This is a genomic window from Sodalis sp. RH15 (assembly GCF_047324255.1).
In the GTDB taxonomy this organism is placed as follows: domain Bacteria; phylum Pseudomonadota; class Gammaproteobacteria; order Enterobacterales; family Enterobacteriaceae; genus Acerihabitans; species Acerihabitans ligni.
Genome location: NZ_CP178738.1, coordinates 3,957,420 through 3,974,483 on the forward strand (window position 1 = coordinate 3,957,420; position 17,064 = coordinate 3,974,483).

General features: G+C 59.1%; 16 protein-coding genes. 13 read left to right on the top strand and 3 right to left on the bottom strand.

Annotated elements, in window-relative coordinates:
* The first annotated feature begins 105 nt into the window (after nt 1-105).
* The 11 genes from ACL2XO_RS18045 to ACL2XO_RS18095 all read left to right on the top strand — a co-directional run bounded on the left by ACL2XO_RS18045 (nt 106) and on the right by ACL2XO_RS18095 (nt 10,651).
* Entirely contained in the window at nt 106-1,248 is a 1,143-nt protein-coding gene (locus tag ACL2XO_RS18045; protein WP_413741203.1) for a cupin domain-containing protein, read from the top strand.
* A 10-nt stretch (nt 1,249-1,258) separates the two neighbouring features.
* Complete coding sequence (locus ACL2XO_RS18050) at nt 1,259-2,389, top strand: LVIVD repeat-containing protein (RefSeq protein WP_413724961.1); 1,131 nt, start codon at nt 1,259-1,261, stop codon at nt 2,387-2,389.
* 9 nt (nt 2,390-2,398) lie between these two features.
* The gene (locus ACL2XO_RS18055) at nt 2,399-2,794 is read left to right on the top strand and encodes a RidA family protein (RefSeq protein ID WP_413741204.1); all 396 of its coding nucleotides are present in this window, start codon (nt 2,399-2,401) and stop codon (nt 2,792-2,794) included.
* Nucleotides 2,787-3,416: a glutathione S-transferase family protein gene (locus ACL2XO_RS18060; RefSeq protein ID WP_413741205.1), complete on the top strand. Its 630-nt coding sequence runs from the start codon at nt 2,787-2,789 to the stop codon at nt 3,414-3,416. The genes ACL2XO_RS18055 and ACL2XO_RS18060 overlap by 8 nt, the downstream gene beginning before the upstream one ends.
* A 29-nt stretch (nt 3,417-3,445) precedes the next feature.
* The gene (locus tag ACL2XO_RS18065) at nt 3,446-4,264 is read left to right on the top strand and encodes an ABC transporter ATP-binding protein (protein WP_132927639.1); all 819 of its coding nucleotides are present in this window, start codon (nt 3,446-3,448) and stop codon (nt 4,262-4,264) included.
* On the top strand, nt 4,261-5,085 hold the full coding sequence (locus ACL2XO_RS18070; RefSeq protein WP_132927638.1) for an ABC transporter permease: 825 nt from the start codon (nt 4,261-4,263) through the stop codon (nt 5,083-5,085). The genes ACL2XO_RS18065 and ACL2XO_RS18070 overlap by 4 nt, the downstream gene beginning before the upstream one ends.
* 55 nt (nt 5,086-5,140) lie before the next feature.
* Nucleotides 5,141-6,172: an ABC transporter substrate-binding protein gene (locus ACL2XO_RS18075; protein WP_413724964.1), complete on the top strand. Its 1,032-nt coding sequence runs from the start codon at nt 5,141-5,143 to the stop codon at nt 6,170-6,172.
* 86 nt (nt 6,173-6,258) lie between these two features.
* Nucleotides 6,259-7,761 (top strand): aldehyde dehydrogenase family protein, encoded by a 1,503-nt coding sequence (locus tag ACL2XO_RS18080; protein WP_413741206.1) that lies wholly within the window; start codon nt 6,259-6,261, stop codon nt 7,759-7,761.
* Between the two features lie 3 nt (nt 7,762-7,764).
* Nucleotides 7,765-9,411, top strand: coding sequence for a GMC family oxidoreductase (locus tag ACL2XO_RS18085; RefSeq protein WP_413741207.1), 1,647 nt, complete (start codon nt 7,765-7,767; stop codon nt 9,409-9,411).
* Between the two features lie 24 nt (nt 9,412-9,435).
* A complete protein-coding gene (locus ACL2XO_RS18090) occupies nt 9,436-9,885 on the top strand; it encodes a hypothetical protein (protein WP_413741208.1) in 450 nt (149 codons plus the stop codon).
* 55 nt (nt 9,886-9,940) lie between these two features.
* Nucleotides 9,941-10,651: a FadR/GntR family transcriptional regulator gene (locus tag ACL2XO_RS18095; RefSeq protein ID WP_413724968.1), complete on the top strand. Its 711-nt coding sequence runs from the start codon at nt 9,941-9,943 to the stop codon at nt 10,649-10,651.
* A gap of 26 nt (nt 10,652-10,677) precedes the next feature.
* On the opposite strand, the gene ACL2XO_RS18100 is transcribed toward ACL2XO_RS18095, so the two are convergent.
* The 3 genes from ACL2XO_RS18100 to ACL2XO_RS18110 form a co-directional block, all read right to left on the bottom strand.
* Nucleotides 10,678-11,871: a CdaR family transcriptional regulator gene (locus ACL2XO_RS18100; RefSeq protein ID WP_413741209.1), complete on the bottom strand. Its 1,194-nt coding sequence runs from the start codon at nt 11,869-11,871 to the stop codon at nt 10,678-10,680.
* A 465-nt stretch (nt 11,872-12,336) separates the two neighbouring features.
* Entirely contained in the window at nt 12,337-13,476 is a 1,140-nt protein-coding gene (locus ACL2XO_RS18105; RefSeq protein WP_413743085.1) for a glycerate kinase, read from the bottom strand.
* Between the two features lie 28 nt (nt 13,477-13,504).
* Nucleotides 13,505-14,800 carry a GntP family permease gene (locus tag ACL2XO_RS18110; RefSeq protein WP_132927631.1) on the bottom strand — a complete coding sequence of 432 codons (1,296 nt, stop codon included), beginning with the start codon at nt 14,798-14,800 and terminating at the stop codon, nt 13,505-13,507.
* Between the two features lie 494 nt (nt 14,801-15,294).
* Here ACL2XO_RS18110 and ACL2XO_RS18115 point away from each other — a divergent pair, with 494 nt between their 5' ends.
* Nucleotides 15,295-16,020, top strand: a complete 726-nt coding sequence (locus tag ACL2XO_RS18115) for an amidohydrolase family protein (protein WP_207918027.1) — start codon at nt 15,295-15,297, stop codon at nt 16,018-16,020.
* A complete protein-coding gene (locus ACL2XO_RS18120) occupies nt 16,020-17,057 on the top strand; it encodes a sugar-binding transcriptional regulator (protein WP_413741210.1) in 1,038 nt (345 codons plus the stop codon). The genes ACL2XO_RS18115 and ACL2XO_RS18120 overlap by 1 nt, the downstream gene beginning before the upstream one ends.
* The last annotated feature ends 7 nt before the right edge of the window (nt 17,058-17,064 follow it).

Here is a 17,064-nt window from a genome sequence, read left to right on the forward strand (position 1 = left end):
AAAAAAGAGCAACCTGATTTTGTTAATTTCAACCTATTGCCCGTTTTGGTTAATTATGGTTTAAATTTGGTTGTTCATTTTTCAAGCCCACAGCAGGAACCCAGCATGTCCGACATAACCCAGCCCGGCACCGACCCTACGGCGCGTAAACAGGCCCTCGACAGTATGTATGAGGAGATCAACCGGAAAAACATGTTCCCCTTTTGGGCCAAGCGCTCGGACGTGGAGCATGACGAAATCAGCTCCCTGATGGAGGGCCGCAAGGCGGTGCCTTTTCACTGGAGCTACAAACGCGATCTGGAGCCGTTGCTCTATCAATCCGCCAGCCTGATTTCCACCGGCGATTCGGACCGGCGTTCGCTGATCCTGCTTAATCCCGGATTAAAACCGCAGCGCGCCACGGTCACCACGTTGTATACCGCCTACCGTCTTAACGATCCCAACGAGGTGATGCCGCCCCATCGCCATACCGCCAGCGCCATTCGCCTGGGGTTGACCGGCACGCAAAACTTTACCGGCGTGGAGGGGGAGGACATTGTGTTCGGGCCGGGGGACATGGTGCTGACGCCGCGGGATACCTGGCACAACCACGGCAACCAGGGCAGCGAACCGGCCATCAACCTGTCGGTGCTGGATTATCCGCTGGTGGAGTCCCTCAACGCCTTGCAGTTTGAACACGACTACAAAGAAAACGGCGAAGCGAAAAAGCAGCAAAGCGCCCGTTTCGACCCGCACTACTCGGCGCGCATTTACGGCACCGGCGGCATGACGCCCCGTTTCGTCAATCACTATCGCGGCGTCGGCGGCTCCTCGCCGATGTTCGTTTATCGCTACGACGCCATGCGCGAGCTGCTGGAGCGCAACCGCTCCTCGCAAGCCAATCCCTATGAAGGCCTGCTGGTGGAATACACTGACCCGTTAAGCGGCGGCCCGGTCTACAAGACCATGACATTTTTCATGCAGCTGCTGCGTCCCGGCGAACGCACGCTGCCGATGAAACAAACCGCCAGCCTGCTGGTTTCGCCGCTGGAAGGTTCGGCCCGGTGCATCGTTGACCAGCAGACCTTCAGCTGCGATCCCTTCGATACCCTGGCCCTTCCCGGCAACTGCTGGATGCAGTGGGTCAACCCCAGCGCCACCCAGTCCGCCATCCTGTTTATCGCCAGCGACGAACCGGCGCTGAAAGCCTTCGGCCTGTTGCAGCGCTTCGGCAAAAACGAGGCCGGCGACATCATTCGTCTGGTGTAGGAACCTATTCATGGCACGAGCCTTTAACACGCAACTGGTGAGTCATATCGATTGTCCCGGCGGCGGGCAGGTCTGGGTGGAGAAAAATATTCTCTACGTCTCCCACATGCGGCCGCCGGACGGGACCTCCATTTATGACGTATCCGACCCACGCAGGCCCAGATTGCTCCATAAGATGGAGATCCCGCTGGGCTGGCACTCGCACAAGGTGCGGGTCCAGGACGACATCATGATCGTGAACTACGAGAAATTCCGTACCGGCGCCGATGAATTCGGCGGCGGACTGGGGATTTTTGACGTAGCCGATCCCGAACGGCCGCGGCTGCTGAACAAGTGGCGGGTCAAAGGGAAACAGGGCGGCGTCCACCGTTTCAGTTACGACGGCCGCTATGCCTATATTTCCCCCACCGAGGAGGGGTATATCGGCAATATCGTCAAAATCCTCGACCTGGCGGATCCCGCCCGGCCGGAAGAAGTGTCCAGCTGGTGGATCCCGGGCCAGCACGTCGCCGGCGGTGAAAGCTACCCGTGGGATGACTATGTCAAGCCCCGCTGCCATCACCCATTGCGTATGGGCGACCGGCTGTATGTCTCCTACTGGCATCACGGATTTTTTATTCTGGATATTTCGGATATCCGCAAGCCGACCCTGATCTCCGGCATGAACAGCAGCCCCGCCCATCCCCATCCCACCCATACCGCCCTGCCGATACCGGGTCTGCTGCGCGGCCGCCGGATCATGGCGGTGTCAGATGAGGATGTGGCCAAGCTCTACCCCGCGCCGCCGGCTTTCAGCTGGTTTTATGACATCACCGATGAGCGCCAGCCCATGCCCATCTCCACCTTCCAGGTGGAGGGCATTGACCCGGACGGGCGTCCGCAGGAACCCATGACCGGCTGCCATCAGCCGGCGGAGAAATTTTTCGGCCACGTACTGCCCTATGCCTGGTTCGCCCAAGGGCTGCGCCTGGTTGATATCTCCAACCCCTTCGCCCCGAAGGAAGTGGGCTTTTACGAGCCCGATGTGCCCGCAGGCTATGAACGGGTGTCATCCAATGACGTGACGATGGATGAACGGGGACTTATCTACCTGCTCGACCGTCAGCAGGGCCTGGACATTATACAAAGCAACGTGCTGTAAGGAGCAACCATGAGCAGCGGCAACGCCGAGGTTTTCGGCGACAAAAATCCGAACCTGCCTTTCCACCCGGCGGTGCGCGCCGGCGACTATCTGTTCGTCTCCGGCCAGGTGGCCAAAGACAGCGACGGCAATATGATAGGCGGCACCATCGAAGAGGAAACCCGCGCCACCCTGCTGGCCATTGAACGGATCCTGTCCCTGGCGGGCTGCAAGCTGGACCAGGTGGTGAAGGCCACGGTCTATCTGGCGGACGCCAGGGACTTCGGCCGCTATAACGGCGTGTTCAAAAGCTTTTTCCCCGCCGGCCGCCTGTCGCGAACCACGGTGGAAGCCCGTGCCGTGATCACCACCCGTATTGAAATCGACTGTATCGCTTACGCCCCACTGGAGAAGTCACATGTATAAACTGCTTGGCCGGGCCACGTCCGGCAATGTCCAGAAGGTCCTGTTCCTGCTGCAGGAACTGAATGCCGAATACCGGCGCGAGGATTACGGCCGCCAGTTCGGCAATACCGCCACGCCGGAGTATGCCGCCCTTAATCCCACCAGGAAGGTGCCGACGCTACTTGACGGGGATGTGGTGATTTGGGAGTCCAATACCATCCTGCGCTATCTGGCCTCCAGCTTCGCCCCTTCTTCCCAAAGCCCGGCAACCGCTGCTTCGCTTAAGACCCTGTACCCGGCGGACCCGGCCATGCGCAGCCAGATTGAACGCTGGATGGACTGGCTGCTGGCGTCCATGAACCCGGTTTATCTCAGCGGCTTTCGCGATGCCAAAAAAGAGCCGGCCGAACGGGCCGCCGATACCCGTCCCAAGCTCATCGATGAGCTTCAGATACTGGAAGAGAATCTTGCCGGACGAGACTGGATGGCGGGGGACGAATTCACCCTGGCGGATATCGCCCTGGGTCCCATCATCAGCCGCTGCGTAAAATTCCCCTTCGACCTGCCGCCTTTTCCCGCCCTGGCGGCCTGGATAGACCGGCTCCAGCAGCGGCCGGCTTTCCGGTCCGCCACCGGCGGATAGCGTTTGGTTAACCTCACGAGGCAGCTTACATGAATGCAACGATGGATACGCCCGATACCCGGCCGCATCTCTGGGCCAGGGGCGTGGCGGTGGACTTTACCCATGACGGCGTGCGCAACCGGGTGCTGCACAATATTGCGCTGGATATTCCCCGCGGCAGCTTTGTTTCCCTTATCGGCCCGTCGGGCTGCGGCAAAAGCACGCTGCTGAAAGTGCTGGCGGGCCTGCTGGCGCCCACCGAGGGCGAAGTCAGGGTGGCGGATGTGGAACCGGGGGAGGCCGCGCGCCAGCAGCGTATCGGCCTGGTATTCCAGGAGGCGACGCTGATGCCGTGGAAAAACGCGCTGGATAACGTCAAGCTGCTGATGGAAATCGCCCGCCGGGATCTGAATAACGATCAGATAAACGAACGCGCCATGGAGATGCTAACCCTGGTGGGCCTGGAAAAATCCGCCAATAAGCTGCCGTCGCAGCTGTCCGGCGGTATGCGCCAGCGGGTCTCCATCGCCAGGGCGCTGGCGCTGGATCCGGAAGTCCTGATGATGGATGAGCCTTTCGGCGCCCTCGACGCCATCACCCGCGAGGAGATGTGCGAATTCCTGCTGGAGATTTGGGCCCGTACCCGCAAGACCATCGTGCTGGTCACCCACTCCATTGAAGAGGCGGTCTTCCTGTCCCAGGAGGTGCATGTGATGGCCACCAACCCCGCCCGCATCATCGAGACGCTGCCCATCGCCCTGCCGCTGCCCCGCTGCGAGGCCACCTACGCCCTGCCGGATTTCGGCATGACCGCCGGCCGGCTCAGGGCATTGCTGAAACACGGACACGGGGCGGGGGCGGCGGCATGAACAATCCTCTACGCGCGACGCTGGCCTTCAGGCCGGCACCAGACAGTGAGAAAAAGATGTCTCATTTTCGTCATGCAGTACGTGAAACGTCGCCGGCCCTGCTGCTTATCGTCGGCATTCTGGCCTGCTGGCAAGGCATTGTCAGCCTTTGGCAACTGCCGGAATTTGTGCTGCCGGCGCCGGCGGGAATTTATCGCATCCTGGTGAACCAGCAGGGGATTTTAGCCCAGGCGGCCTGGGTCACGGCCCGGGAGATTGTCCTGGGCGTGGTGCTCTCCAGCCTGGTGGGGGTGGCGATGGCCCTGTTCATCGCCCGTTTCCAACTGGTAGGCAAAGCGGTCTATCCCCTGATGGTGCTGTTTCAGAACGTGCCGAAAATTGCCCTGGCCCCGCTGTTTATCCTCTGGTTCGGTTATGACCTGGCGCCGAAGCTGCTGCTGATCGTGGTGATGGCCTTTTTCCCGGTGGCGTTGAATATGCTGATGGGCCTGCGGGCCGCCGATCCCAATCTGATGGCGTTGCTGCGTTCGGTGGGCGCCGGCCGCACGGAGATCATGTGGCGGGTGCAGATCCCCAACTCTTTACCCTACCTGATGTCCGGACTGAAGATCGCCGTCACCCTGAGCGTGATCGGGGCTATCGTCGGCGAATTCGCCGGCGCCTCCGCCGGGCTGGGCTACCTTATCCAGTTCGCCTCGACGCAAATGGAGACCAATCTGGTGTTTGCCGCCCTGGTGGAGATTTCGCTGCTGGGCATGGTGTTTTATTACGCCGTCGAGCTGATCGAATGGCGTTATTTGTCCTGGGCGACCAAATCCTGAACGTTGGCGTACTACCCCTGGGTTTACAACCTGAATAATTCGAGTGGAGAACATCATGGCGTTATCTTATCAATTGCGGCGGCTTGCCGCCTGTGCGGGTCTGGCTATCGCGGTGTCCGGCGCCTTCGGCCGGGCCCGGGCGGCGGACGATGTCTCTGTCCAGCTCGACTGGGTGGTGCGCGGCGGCCACGCGCCGTTTTTCGTGGCGCGGGATAAGGGCTTTTTTGCCCAAAACGGCATCAACGTCACCGCCATCCGCAAAGGCTCCGGTACGTCGGACGCGCTGCGGCTGGTGGCCAACGGCAATGCCGATTTCGGCTTTGGCGACCTGCCTACCCTTATCACCAGCCGCGCCCAGGGGGTGAATGATAAAGCCCTGATCGCCTTCAACCAGAAAACGCCGCTGGCGATGTTGAGCATCAAGGCCAAACATCCGCTGGCTAAACCCGCCGACCTGAAGGGACTGAACATCGGCGTGCATCCGTCCGGATCCACCTTTGTATTCCTCAAGGCCTTTTTAACCTCCAACGGTATGAGCCTGGGGGATATCAAGCAAAGCACCGTTTCGCCGCCCTATGAAAGCTTTCTGCTGATGGGCCGGGTGGACAGCGTACCGGGTTACGTCGACGCCGAGGTGCCCGAGCTGGAGGCCAAGGCCGGAGGCGCCGGATCGCTGTCGATTTTGTACGGCGGCGATTTCGGTTACGACGCCTACGGCTCCGGCGTCTTTACCTCGGACAAGATGATCGCCGCCAAGCCCGATGTGGTGAAACGCTTTGTCAAAGCCTACCTGCAGGCCTTTGCCTACTCACTGGACCATCCCAAGGAAGCCGTGGCCATCCTGGTGAAAGATAATCCGGAGTACCAGGGCAAGGAAAACGTTCTCGCCGAGCAACTTGGGCAGGACATTCAACATACCGCCACCAGCGAATTTACCCAAAGCCAGGGGCTGGGCATTATTACCGCCGGGCAATGGAAAAAAACCGCCGATATCCTGATATCCCAGCAGGTGCTCGCCAAAGACGCCGACTATAACGCCGCCTTTGATACGTCATTTCTGCTGGCGGCCAATCCGGTGAAACGCTGACATACCCTCCAAGGCGGGGATGAATGTAATGCTGGCCCACACTGGAGGCCGATGATGAATGCAACGATGATACTCACGGAAAGCCGATGATGAATCTCAATGAATCCGGCGGACATCCGCCACCCTGGATCCTGCCCGAACACCGGGATCTCTATTACGGCGGCGGCTGGCATGCGCCCCTGGCCGGCGGTTATGAAACGATCTTCAATCCCGGCAGCGGCGAGCCCCTGGCCCGGGTGGGCATCGCCACGGCGGCCGACGCGGAGCCGGCGGTGAGCGCCGCTAAAACCGGTTTCCGGCAGTGGCGCGACACGCCGCCGCTGGAACGCGCCGCCATTATGCGCGCCATCGCCGCCGAGCTTCGCCGGCACGCCGGGGAGTTGGCCATGCTGGATGCCGCCGACTGCGGTAATCCGGTGCGTGAAATGGGGCGGGACGGCCTGGGGGCGGCGGCGCTGTTCGAGTTTTTCGCCGGCCTGATGACGGAATTGAAAGGCGCCTCCATTCCCATGGGGCCGGATGCGGTGAATTTTTCGGTGCGCCAGCCCCTGGGCGTGGTGGCGCGCATTGTCGCCTTCAACCATCCGCTGCTGTTTGCCGCCGGTAAAACCGCGGCGCCCCTGGCGGCGGGCAATGCGGTGATTATCAAGCCGCCCCGCCAGGCCCCCCTCTCCGCCCTGCGCCTGGCGGAAATCATCGGCGGCATGCTGCCCCCCGGCGTGTTCTCGGTACTGCCGGGGGACATAGAAATAGGCAACGCCCTCACGGCCCATAAGGACATCGCCATGGTGGGTCTGGTGGGCAGCGTCCCTACCGGCCGCAACGTCATGGCCGCCGGCGCCGCCCGCCTAAAGCCGGTGTTGCTGGAACTCGGAGGCAAAAATGCGCTCATCGCGTATGGCGATACGGATCCGGCCATGGTGGCCCGGGGCATCGTGGACGGCATGAACTTCACCTGGTGCGGCCAATCCTGCGGCTCCACCAGCCGGGCCTTTGTGCACCGGGATATTTATGATGAGGTGCTGCGGCATGTGGAGCGGTTCACCGCCGCCTTTGTGCCCGGCCTGCCCACCGATCCGGCCACTACCATGGGGGCGATTATCAGCGACGTTCAGCATAAGCGCATTTTGTCCTATATCGATGAGGCCAGGCAGCAGGGCGCCCGCCTGATTTGCGGCGGCGGCGTGCCCGGCGACCCGCTGCTGCGCAACGGCTTTTATATCGAGCCCACGGTGTTTGCCGACGTTACCCCGGCCATGCGCATTGCCCGGGAAGAAATCTTCGGCCCGGTGCTGGCGGTGCTGCCCTGGCAGGACGAGCAGGACATGCTGCGGCAGGTGAACGAACTGGACTACGGACTGACCTGCGCCATCTGGAGCAACGATCTGGAAAAAGCCCACCGGGCGGCACAGCGGGTGGACGCCGGCTTCATCTGGATCAATGACGTAGGCAAGCACTTTATCGGCGCGCCGTTCGGCGGCGTCAAACAATCGGGCATCGGCCGTGAAGAGTGCCTGGGGGAAATGCTCTCCTTCACCAGCGAGAAAAACATCCACATTAGCCTGCGCCGCGTGGCGGCCGAGGAGTAAGCCATGGATAAGGAATACGACTACATTATCATCGGCGCCGGCTCCGCGGGCTGCACCCTGGCCAACCGCCTGAGCGAAGATCCCGACGTCCGGGTACTGCTGCTGGAAGCGGGCCGGTGGGACAGGGATCCCTGGCTGAAAATCCCCCTGGGCTGGGGCCGGATATTGCAAAAGCGGTTACACGACTGGATGTATTTCTGCGAGGCGCAGGACAACGTGGGCGGGCGGCGGGTGGAGTGCGCCCGCGGCAAGGTGGTGGGCGGTTCCTCCTCCACCAATGCCATGGCCTGGGTACGCGGCAGCCCGGCGGACTTCGATCGCTGGGCGCGGGATTACCGGCTACCCGACTGGGGCTGGGATCGGGTCATGCCCTATTTTATCCGCCAGGAGACCTGGTCGGAACAGCCGGCGCCGGAGCGCGGCCGCGCCGGGCCGGTCAATGTGCAATTTTGCCGCTACCAGGATCCCCTTATCCAGGCCTATGCCGATGCCGCGCAGGGGGCCGGTTTCAACTGGATCGACGATTACAACCGTACGGGCAGCCGGCCGGGTTTCGCCCGGCTGCAGATGAGCATCCGCAACGGCAGCCGCTGCAGCGCGGCCACCGCTTATCTGCGCCCGGCCCTGGGGCGCCCCAACCTGGAGGTGAAGGTGGGGGTGCATGTCACCCGGCTGATGATGTCGGGTAGCCGGGCCCACGGCGTGGAATTCATTCAAGATAATCGGGTGCGGCACGTCACGGCACGGCGGGAAATCCTGCTCAGCGCCGGCGTGATCAATACGCCGCAGCTGTTGATGCTGTCCGGCATCGGCGATCCGGCGCAGTTGAAGCGGCACGGCCTGACAACCCGGGTACCCTTGACCGGGGTCGGCAAAAATCTGCAGGATCACCCCTCGGTGATTGTCATGTACCGCCGTAAGGAAGCCGGCCCCTTTCATCGCGCCATGCGTTTCGATCGCATCGCGCCGGCCCTGCTGCAGGCCTGGATGGCCGGCACCGGCTTTGCGGCGGATGTCCCCGGCGGCCTGGTAGGATTTATGAACAGCGAAGCCGGGCAGGAAGCGCCCGATCTGCAAATGCTGCTGACCGCGGCGCCGCTGGGGGCCTGGCCCTATCTTGAGCCCTTTCGCAAAGGTTTTGCCGACGGGTTCGCCTGCCGCGCCGTGCTGCTGCATCCGCAAAGCCGCGGCGAGGTCAGCCTGATGTCTGATAATCCCTTGGACGCCCCACGCATATTCCAGAATTTCCTGTCCACTGAAGACGAATGGCGTGCGCTGCGCACGGCCATCCGGCGGATCCGCGACATCGGCCGCCAACCGGCCCTGGCGCCCTTTATCGATGTGGAAACCGCCCCCGGCCCCCAAAACGACAGCGATGAAGCGTTAAATGCGTTTATCGGCCAAACCGCCATCACCGTACACCACCCGGCGGGCACCTGCCGCATGGGGGCGGAAAACGATGCCGGGGCGGTAGTGGATAGCCGATTGCGGGTCATGGGGACGGAGGGCCTGCGGGTTATCGACGCCTCGGTAATGCCGGACCTGACCTCCGGCAACATCAACGCCCCGGTCATCATGATTGCCGAACGCGCCGCCGATATGATCCGGCAGACATTCAATCAAACGCAATCCGCGCCGGTACCGGCCTGACGTCCTCTTGCATTGAGGTATAAAATGAGCTTAAGTCTACCTAAACACCCCATACTGCTGTGCACGCCCCTGGCCGCCGCCGCCGTTGAGCGCCTGGGGCTGTTCTTCCAAGTCCGCCAGGCCGGCGGCTCGGGTACGATGGACGATGAGGGGTTTTATTCGGCCCTGGCCGGCAACGCGGCGGTGCTGCTCACCGGGCAGCACTGTCTTGATGCCGGCTTGTTGGCCCGCCTGCCGTCGCTTAAAGCGGTATGCGTACTGGGTGTATTGCATCCGGCCATGGATTTGCCGGCTCTAACCCGCCGCGGGATCCGGGTCACGCGGGTGGATGCGGGGGAAGAGTGTCCGGGGTTGAGCCTTGGTCCCGCCCTGGAGGCGGCTGAACAGCTTATCGCCGCACTGGGGTTCGGCCGGGACGGCTGGCATCCCGCCGGCCTGGTGAATCCAGAGGTCGCCTGCGGCTCATGCTGTTAGCCGGCGGCTATTTTTCAACCTATCACGGTAACCCGATAGCGATATGCAATCAAACATGCAATTACATCACCATGACAGCAAAAAAGACCTGATTGAACACATTGTCGAGATCCTGACCCCGCGCCTTGCCGCGGGGGAAACCCTGCCCTCGGAGCGGGCGCTGGTGGAGGAGCTGGGGGTGAAACGCTATGCCCTGCGCAAGGCCTTGCAGCAGTTGCGGGCATCGGGCCTGATGCCCGCAGCCTCCGCCGGGCGGGCCAAAACGTCGCTGGAGGCCAGTAAAAAAAGCCTGGCGTTAATCACCAATCCCCTGGAGGTCATCGAACTGCGCCTGCTGATTGAACCCATGCTGGTGCGCCTGACCGCCGTGCGCGCTTCCCAGCAGGACATCGATCGTATTCTGCGCACCGCGGCCATGGAGGGGGGATATGACAACGGCAAGGTGGACCTGGCCTTTCATAAGCAGGTGGCCGCCGCCTCCAATAACCGGCTGGCGGCGGAACTCTACAGCCTGCTGCGGCAAATCGGCTCCGATGTCCGTCTGCATATCCAGAAAAACGATCTGCCGCTGTCAAAAGATCGCCTGACGGTGCGCAACCATGAACACGGGGAAATCGCCCTGGCCATCGCCGCCCGTAACCCGGACGCGGCGGAAAAAGCCATGCGCAACCATTTGTATAGGGTGCAGCGTCAAATACTGGATCATCTGGTGCCGCAGCCGCCGGAACCGCTGCTGCTTGAACAGCCCGCTGTCCAGGTCAAATAATCGTCAGGGCGGGTTGCCCGACGGCATCAAAGGGAGTGAACGTGCAAAGCGCCGCCGTTTTTCACTTGGCTCTCTTCGTCAAGCTGTACGGCGATATACAGCGCCAGGCGGTCGTCAAAATCCGCCAGATTGAGGCCGGTGATATCGGCGATACGGTTGAGCCGGTATTCCAGGGTATGGCGATGGATAAACAGCCCGTTGGCGGCGACGCTGGTTTGATTATTATGCTTGAACCAAATCTTCAATGAATTGAGCAACTGGCCGTTCTTGTCCATCATTTTCAATCTGGTGACCGGCAGCAGCAGTTCCGTTTCCTGCCAGCCCCCTTGCAGCCGCTGCAGCAATACCGGCAGTTTCAAATCACGGTAATTGTAGCAGCGCTCTTCCGGCATACGCCTTTTGCCGATTGACATGGTGGAATGGGCCGTTTGCCACGAACGGGCAATGCTGTTGGCGCCGGAAAAATAATTGCCCAGCGCAAAGCGTATCCGCAGGTGGCCTTTGGTTTTCAGCAGCGCCAGCGTTTCCTGAAATTGCCGCAAATGTTCATTTTCATCCCAGCGGCCGTATTTATTCAGCGCCGGCCTCAGCACCGCCAGTTCGGTGAGGGAAATAATGGCAATGAGGTTTTTCTCCCCCGGCTGGGTTAATAATGCCTGTAATTGCTGTAGCTCCTCGATGGGATTATCCACGTCCAGCTGCCCGCTGTCGATTTCAACGGCGGCGGCGACCCTGGGCTGATGCAGATCGATGCCCAGGCGTTCGGCCCATTCCGCCAGCATGGGAGAAATTTCATCGGAGCGAATGAGGTTATGCACCAGCTCTTCCCGCAGCCGGCTGTCCTGGGCCAGGAAAGAAAGCAATTTCGCCTGCTCCACCATCATCTCCGCCGCCATGCATACCAGCTCGCCGTATTGCCGGAGCTGGGAGGGATTACCGGTAAGGCCGATTACGCCGGCTATTCTGCCGTCGATTTTCAGCGGCAAATTTATGCCGGGGCGAACGCCGAACAGATGTTTAGCCATGCTGTCGTCCACTTCCACAATGCGCGCCTGGGACAGCACCAGCAACGCTCCCTCATGTAATTCTCCAATGCGATCCCGATCGCCGCTGGCAATTATTTTTCCCTGTCCGTCCATGACATTAACATTGCAGTTGATAATCTGCATCGTCTTGGCAACAATTTGCCCGGCAAGTTTAGGTTCCAGATAATCATTCATTGTAATTATTTCCAAAAATAATAATAACTTTTAATGCAAAATAAAATTCCGCATCAAAGGTAAATATATTGATGGATATTTCTCCCGGCATTATGGTGGAATGATATTTTAAAAACAGATGTTCTTCGGTCACCATTACATATATTAAAATATATTTCAACCCACAATCCCATTGGCCATCATTAAAGCACGTTTCACTTAAGTAAAAGCAGGCCGGTAAATTCCGGCGCTGTTTTAAATAACGCAACAAGATAATTCACATGTCGCTAGTTTCGGCTACGCTTTAATAACACTTATGGTCAGTACAGATATCCATAATAAAAGTATGGACTAGTGATATACCCAAAATAATTCGAGTTGCAGGAAGGCGGCCCCGTAGGGGCGAGGCTCATGGATGAGCCGAGTATTGCTGCCAGCGCACCTGCAACTTGAAGTATGACGGGTATCATTTCGGCGAATGATTTTTTACTTTAGCGTGGCTATTTTCATCAATCTGCCAATATTTTCGCTGGTTCTGGTTATATTGATTTCACCATCGGCCAATAAAGAACCAAGCTCACCGATATCCGGAATGATACCGAATATCGCATCGATACCTTCCTGGTATAACTCATGGGTACCTTTGCCGATACGTCCCGCCAGCGCAATCACCGGCACATTGCCGGCCTTGGCCGCTTTCGCCACGCCATAAGGGGTCTTGCCGAATTTGGTCTGGAAATCAATTCCTCCTTCGCCGGTAATGCAATAATCGGCGCCGGCCAGTTTTTCCTTCAATTTGCTGAAGTCGATAATAATATCGATGCCTTTTTTCAATTCACAGCGGGTAAACGCCAGCAAACCAGCCCCCAGTCCCCCGGCCGCTCCGGCACCGGGAATAGTCTCCACATCCCGGCGCAGCTGCCGGCGGATAATCTTCGCGTAATGCGCCAGATTGCCGTCCAGGGTGCGGACCATTTCCTCCGTGGCGCCTTTTTGCGGACCGAACACCGCGGATGCGCCATGCTCGCCGCATAACGGATTGGTGACATCGCAGGCAACGATAATCTCCGTCTCCCCCACCGCCGGATCCAGCCCCGACATATCGATACTATGCAGCCGCCCCAGGGCGCCGCCGCCGAATGGCAAGGCCATCCCCTCCTCATCAAGGAACCTTACCCCCAGCGCTTGCGCCATACCGGCGCCGCCGTCATTGGTGGCGCTGCCGCCGATGCCGATGATGATGCGGCGAATCCCGCGCTGCAGGCAGGCTTTTATCAATTCTCCCGTGCCATAGGTCGTGGCGATGAGGGGATTACGGTTTTCCGCGTTGATATACTGGATGCCGCTGGCGGAAGCCATCTCAATCACCGCGGTTTTGCCATCTCCCAGCACGCCGTAACCCGCCTTGACCCGGCTTCCCAGCGGCCCGGTGACGTCCAGGTGAAAGATTTCCCCGCCGGTGGCGTCCACCAGCGACTGTACCGTCCCTTCTCCGCCGTCCGCCATGGGGACATGGACAAACTCGGCATCGGGGAAAACGGTTTTGAAACCTTGTTCCATCGCCACGCAAACCTGTTTGGCGGTCATGCTCTCTTTAAAGGAATCCGGCGCCAGGACGAATTTCATGTGGGTCATAATGCTTACCTTCATACAATTACAGAATAAAGCCATAAAGCAGCGTGGCGATAATGGTCATGGTGCCCCCCACCAGCGCTTCATAAGGAATCAGGCCGATACGTTGCCTGATGGACATAAACATGCTGTTGGCGGTGACGTGGAAATAATTGCCCTGCGGCAGGGAATCGATTACCGTGGCGCCGGTGTGCATCATGACCGCCGAGGCCAGCGCCGGAATCCCCATATGGATAAGGGTGGAGCCGAACGTGCCGGTGGCGAGAATAACGCCGGTGGAGGTTGATGCGGTGGCGGCGGCCATCAGGATGCCCGATATCGGGGCGAGGAAGGTGCCCGAGATGCCCGCCGCGTTTATCAGGGCAATCACCTGCTCGGAAAGAGTGGACGCGCCGATTAATCCGGCTATGGCGCCGGCGCCGATAAGTATCAGCACGGTAGCGGTCATTTTTTCAATGCCGGAGGTGGTGTATTGAATGATTTTCCCGCTTTGCCCCATGGCCACCATACCGACAATGCCCGCGATAGGCAGCACATACATCGCGTCAAGTTTGAATGCGCTTAATGCGCTGATATGCAAAATGGAACCCAGGGGGTTGATCATCAGCAATATCACCGCCACGGCGGGAGCGACGATGGATTTTCCCAGCGACGGACCGCTGACCTGCGCGCGGGTATCGGTATCGGCTTCCGCATCCGAGACCATTTGTCCTTTATGCTTAATCAGCGAAGCCAGCAATACGGTGACAATCAATCCGCCGATGGCCGGAATAAAACCGGCAATCATGACATCGCTTAAGCCAAGATGAAAACCATTGGCCGCCGCGATGGTATTAGGGTTGGGGGAAATAATATTGCCCGCTTTGCCGCCGCCGGATAATGCCAATAATAAAGCGGTTTTGGATAATCCCATCCGGTTGCCCACCGAAAGGGCAATGGGCGCCACAATCAGCACCGCCACGGGAATAAATACCCCTACGGCGGTAATAACCATGGTGGCAAGCGCCAAGGCAAAAATGGCTTTGCCTTCGCCCATCCGGCGGACTATTTCCCGGGCAATGGTATTTGCGGCGCCGGATTCCATCATGACCCCCGCCAGGATCCCTGCCGCCAATACCCTGATTACCGTGCCCATAATGCTTTGGGTGCCTGATATAAGCACGTTGATGGTTTGCTGTAAATCAGCGCCGCCGATAATGGCGCCGGCAATGGCGCCAAAAAACAGGGCATAGACGGGATTGATTTTTCTTAATATTAAAAATATGGCAATAAACAGACCCAATATGGCGCCATACCAAGCCAAATGCAAATCGTGCATGGGATTAAAACTCCAGTTTTAAATGTAAGGTTATTTAATTATGAAAAGTAGAGATAATTATTTTATTGAATGTAATTTCTTTGAAATTTCATTCATTGCTATTTCCTGCGTGAATCTGAAACCTGGCGATATTATCCGGTGGCCGCCGGTTTTTTAATATGTCGGGATGGATAAAAAACAGTCCGGGAAGGAATATTTATTGCGCCGCCTGTCCAGTAAAAGGTGATGCTTATCACAAAGCGTTCCGGGACAAAACCGACCTGTGACCTGCGGTGAACGACCGTCCGGTGAGTGAACCGGCATTATTGACATTACCCCCCAACTTGTCGTTTCGATCACAAATTTTTAACGTTCACGGACAATCCCATTGACGCGCAGGAGGGGATATGGCTAGCATTGGCCGAGTTTTGAATTATTGCTCAACGTATAAATAATTGCCCAAAACAGCGATATCCCTAGCGGGACACAGCTGTAGACCCTACAGGAGTGCAGTCATGACATTCATCATTGACGCCCATAATCATATCGGCCAACGGGCCGGCGCCGCTCAAAGCGGTCCGGAACTGGTGGCGAAAATGGATACCGCCGGCGTTCGGCATGCTGTTGTTTTCCCGTTTGTGGAAGGCAACTTTACCAACCAGGGGCCGAAAGAGGCCTATGAGGCTTGCCCCGACCGGATCATCCCCTATTGCGCTGTTAACCCCTGGCAGCCAGATGCGGTTGACGAGCTGCGGCGCTGCGTCAAAGGTTGGGGTTTCAAAGGTCTGAAGCTGCACCCCACGATTAACGGTTTCCATCTTAGCGACCCCAAACTGGTGAATCCGCTGTTTGAGGAGGCGGGAGATTTAGGCATTCCCATCATCGTTCACGGCGCCAGCGACCTTTATAACAGCCCGCCAGAATTCGCCGAGATGGCCCGCCGCTTCCCCCGGGTACGTTTGCTGATGGCGCATATGGGGTTTTTCTGGTCGGTAGATCAAGCCATCGCTTATGCGAAGGCGTTGCCCAACCTGTATCTGGAAACATCCCGCGTGCCGGTGTTTGAAATTGCCACTGCCATCAGAGAGCTCGGTCCCGGTAAGGTTATCTGGGGAACAGATTCCCCTTTCGTGGACTACGAATGGGAGTTTCGCAAGATGGAGCGCTGCACCACCGATCCGGCGGTTTACGATCTGCTGATGGGCGACACTTTAGCCGAAATACTCGGGTTGGCGCGCTGATGGCCAAAATCACGCCTCCCGGCGACAAGGGGAAAGCCGAAGAGAACTCCGCGCGGAAGCTCGACCAGGCGGCGCGCGCCGCTTGGCTCTATCATGCGAAAGGCCAGCGGCAGGATGAGGTGGCTCGTACGCTGAACGTATCGCGGCAAAATGTACAGCGTCTTATCGCCCTGGCCAGTACCGAGAATCTCATTCGTTTCCAACTGGTGCATCACCTGGCATCGGCTATCGAACTGGAAGAACGTCTGCGCAGCCGGTTCGGACTGGTGTATTGCGAGGTGGTGCCGAGCGTGGCGGATGAGGAGGGCAATGCCCTATCGGTGGCCACCGCGCTGGCTTACTACATCGAGAATATGCTGCAAGGAGATACGCCGGTCACCATTGGCATGGGCGGCTACCGGATCATGCGGCAGGTGGCGGCGCTGGTGACCCCCATGCAGCGGCCCATGCACCATTTCGTCGCGCTGATGGGCAATATGACGCGCCACGGACGTGCCAGCCATTACGATGTCATCATGGGACTGGCCGAACGGGTGGGCGCGGAATGCTATCCGCTGCCCATGCCGGTGGTCACCGGCTCGGTACAGGAGAAGAACGTCCTGCAGCAGCAGATGGCGTTCAAAACCTCCGCCTCGCTGGTGGATTCGGCGGATCTGCTGGTGAGCGGCGTGGGGTATATGGCGCCGGACGCCCCCTTGTACCGCGATGGATTCATTGTGCAAGAGGAACTTCAGCAGATGCTCGACGACGGCGCAGTGGGGGAAATTCTGGGCCACTGCTTCGACGCTTCCGGCCGGTTGCTGACCGGCGGACACCACGAACGCCTGACCTCTTTTGCGCCGCTCTCTCCCCCTCGGCGCCGGACCATGATCGCTCAAACCGGCTACAGGCGAGTTCCGGCCATCAAGGCGGCGTTCGGCGGCAAACTGGCGAATTGCCTGATTACCGATGAGGCCACGGCCAGGGCCTTGCTGGATGAACGGCCCGCCGGCGAAGGCCTGCCCCCCCCTTTCCACTTTACCGCGACCAGCGACTAGGAGTTTT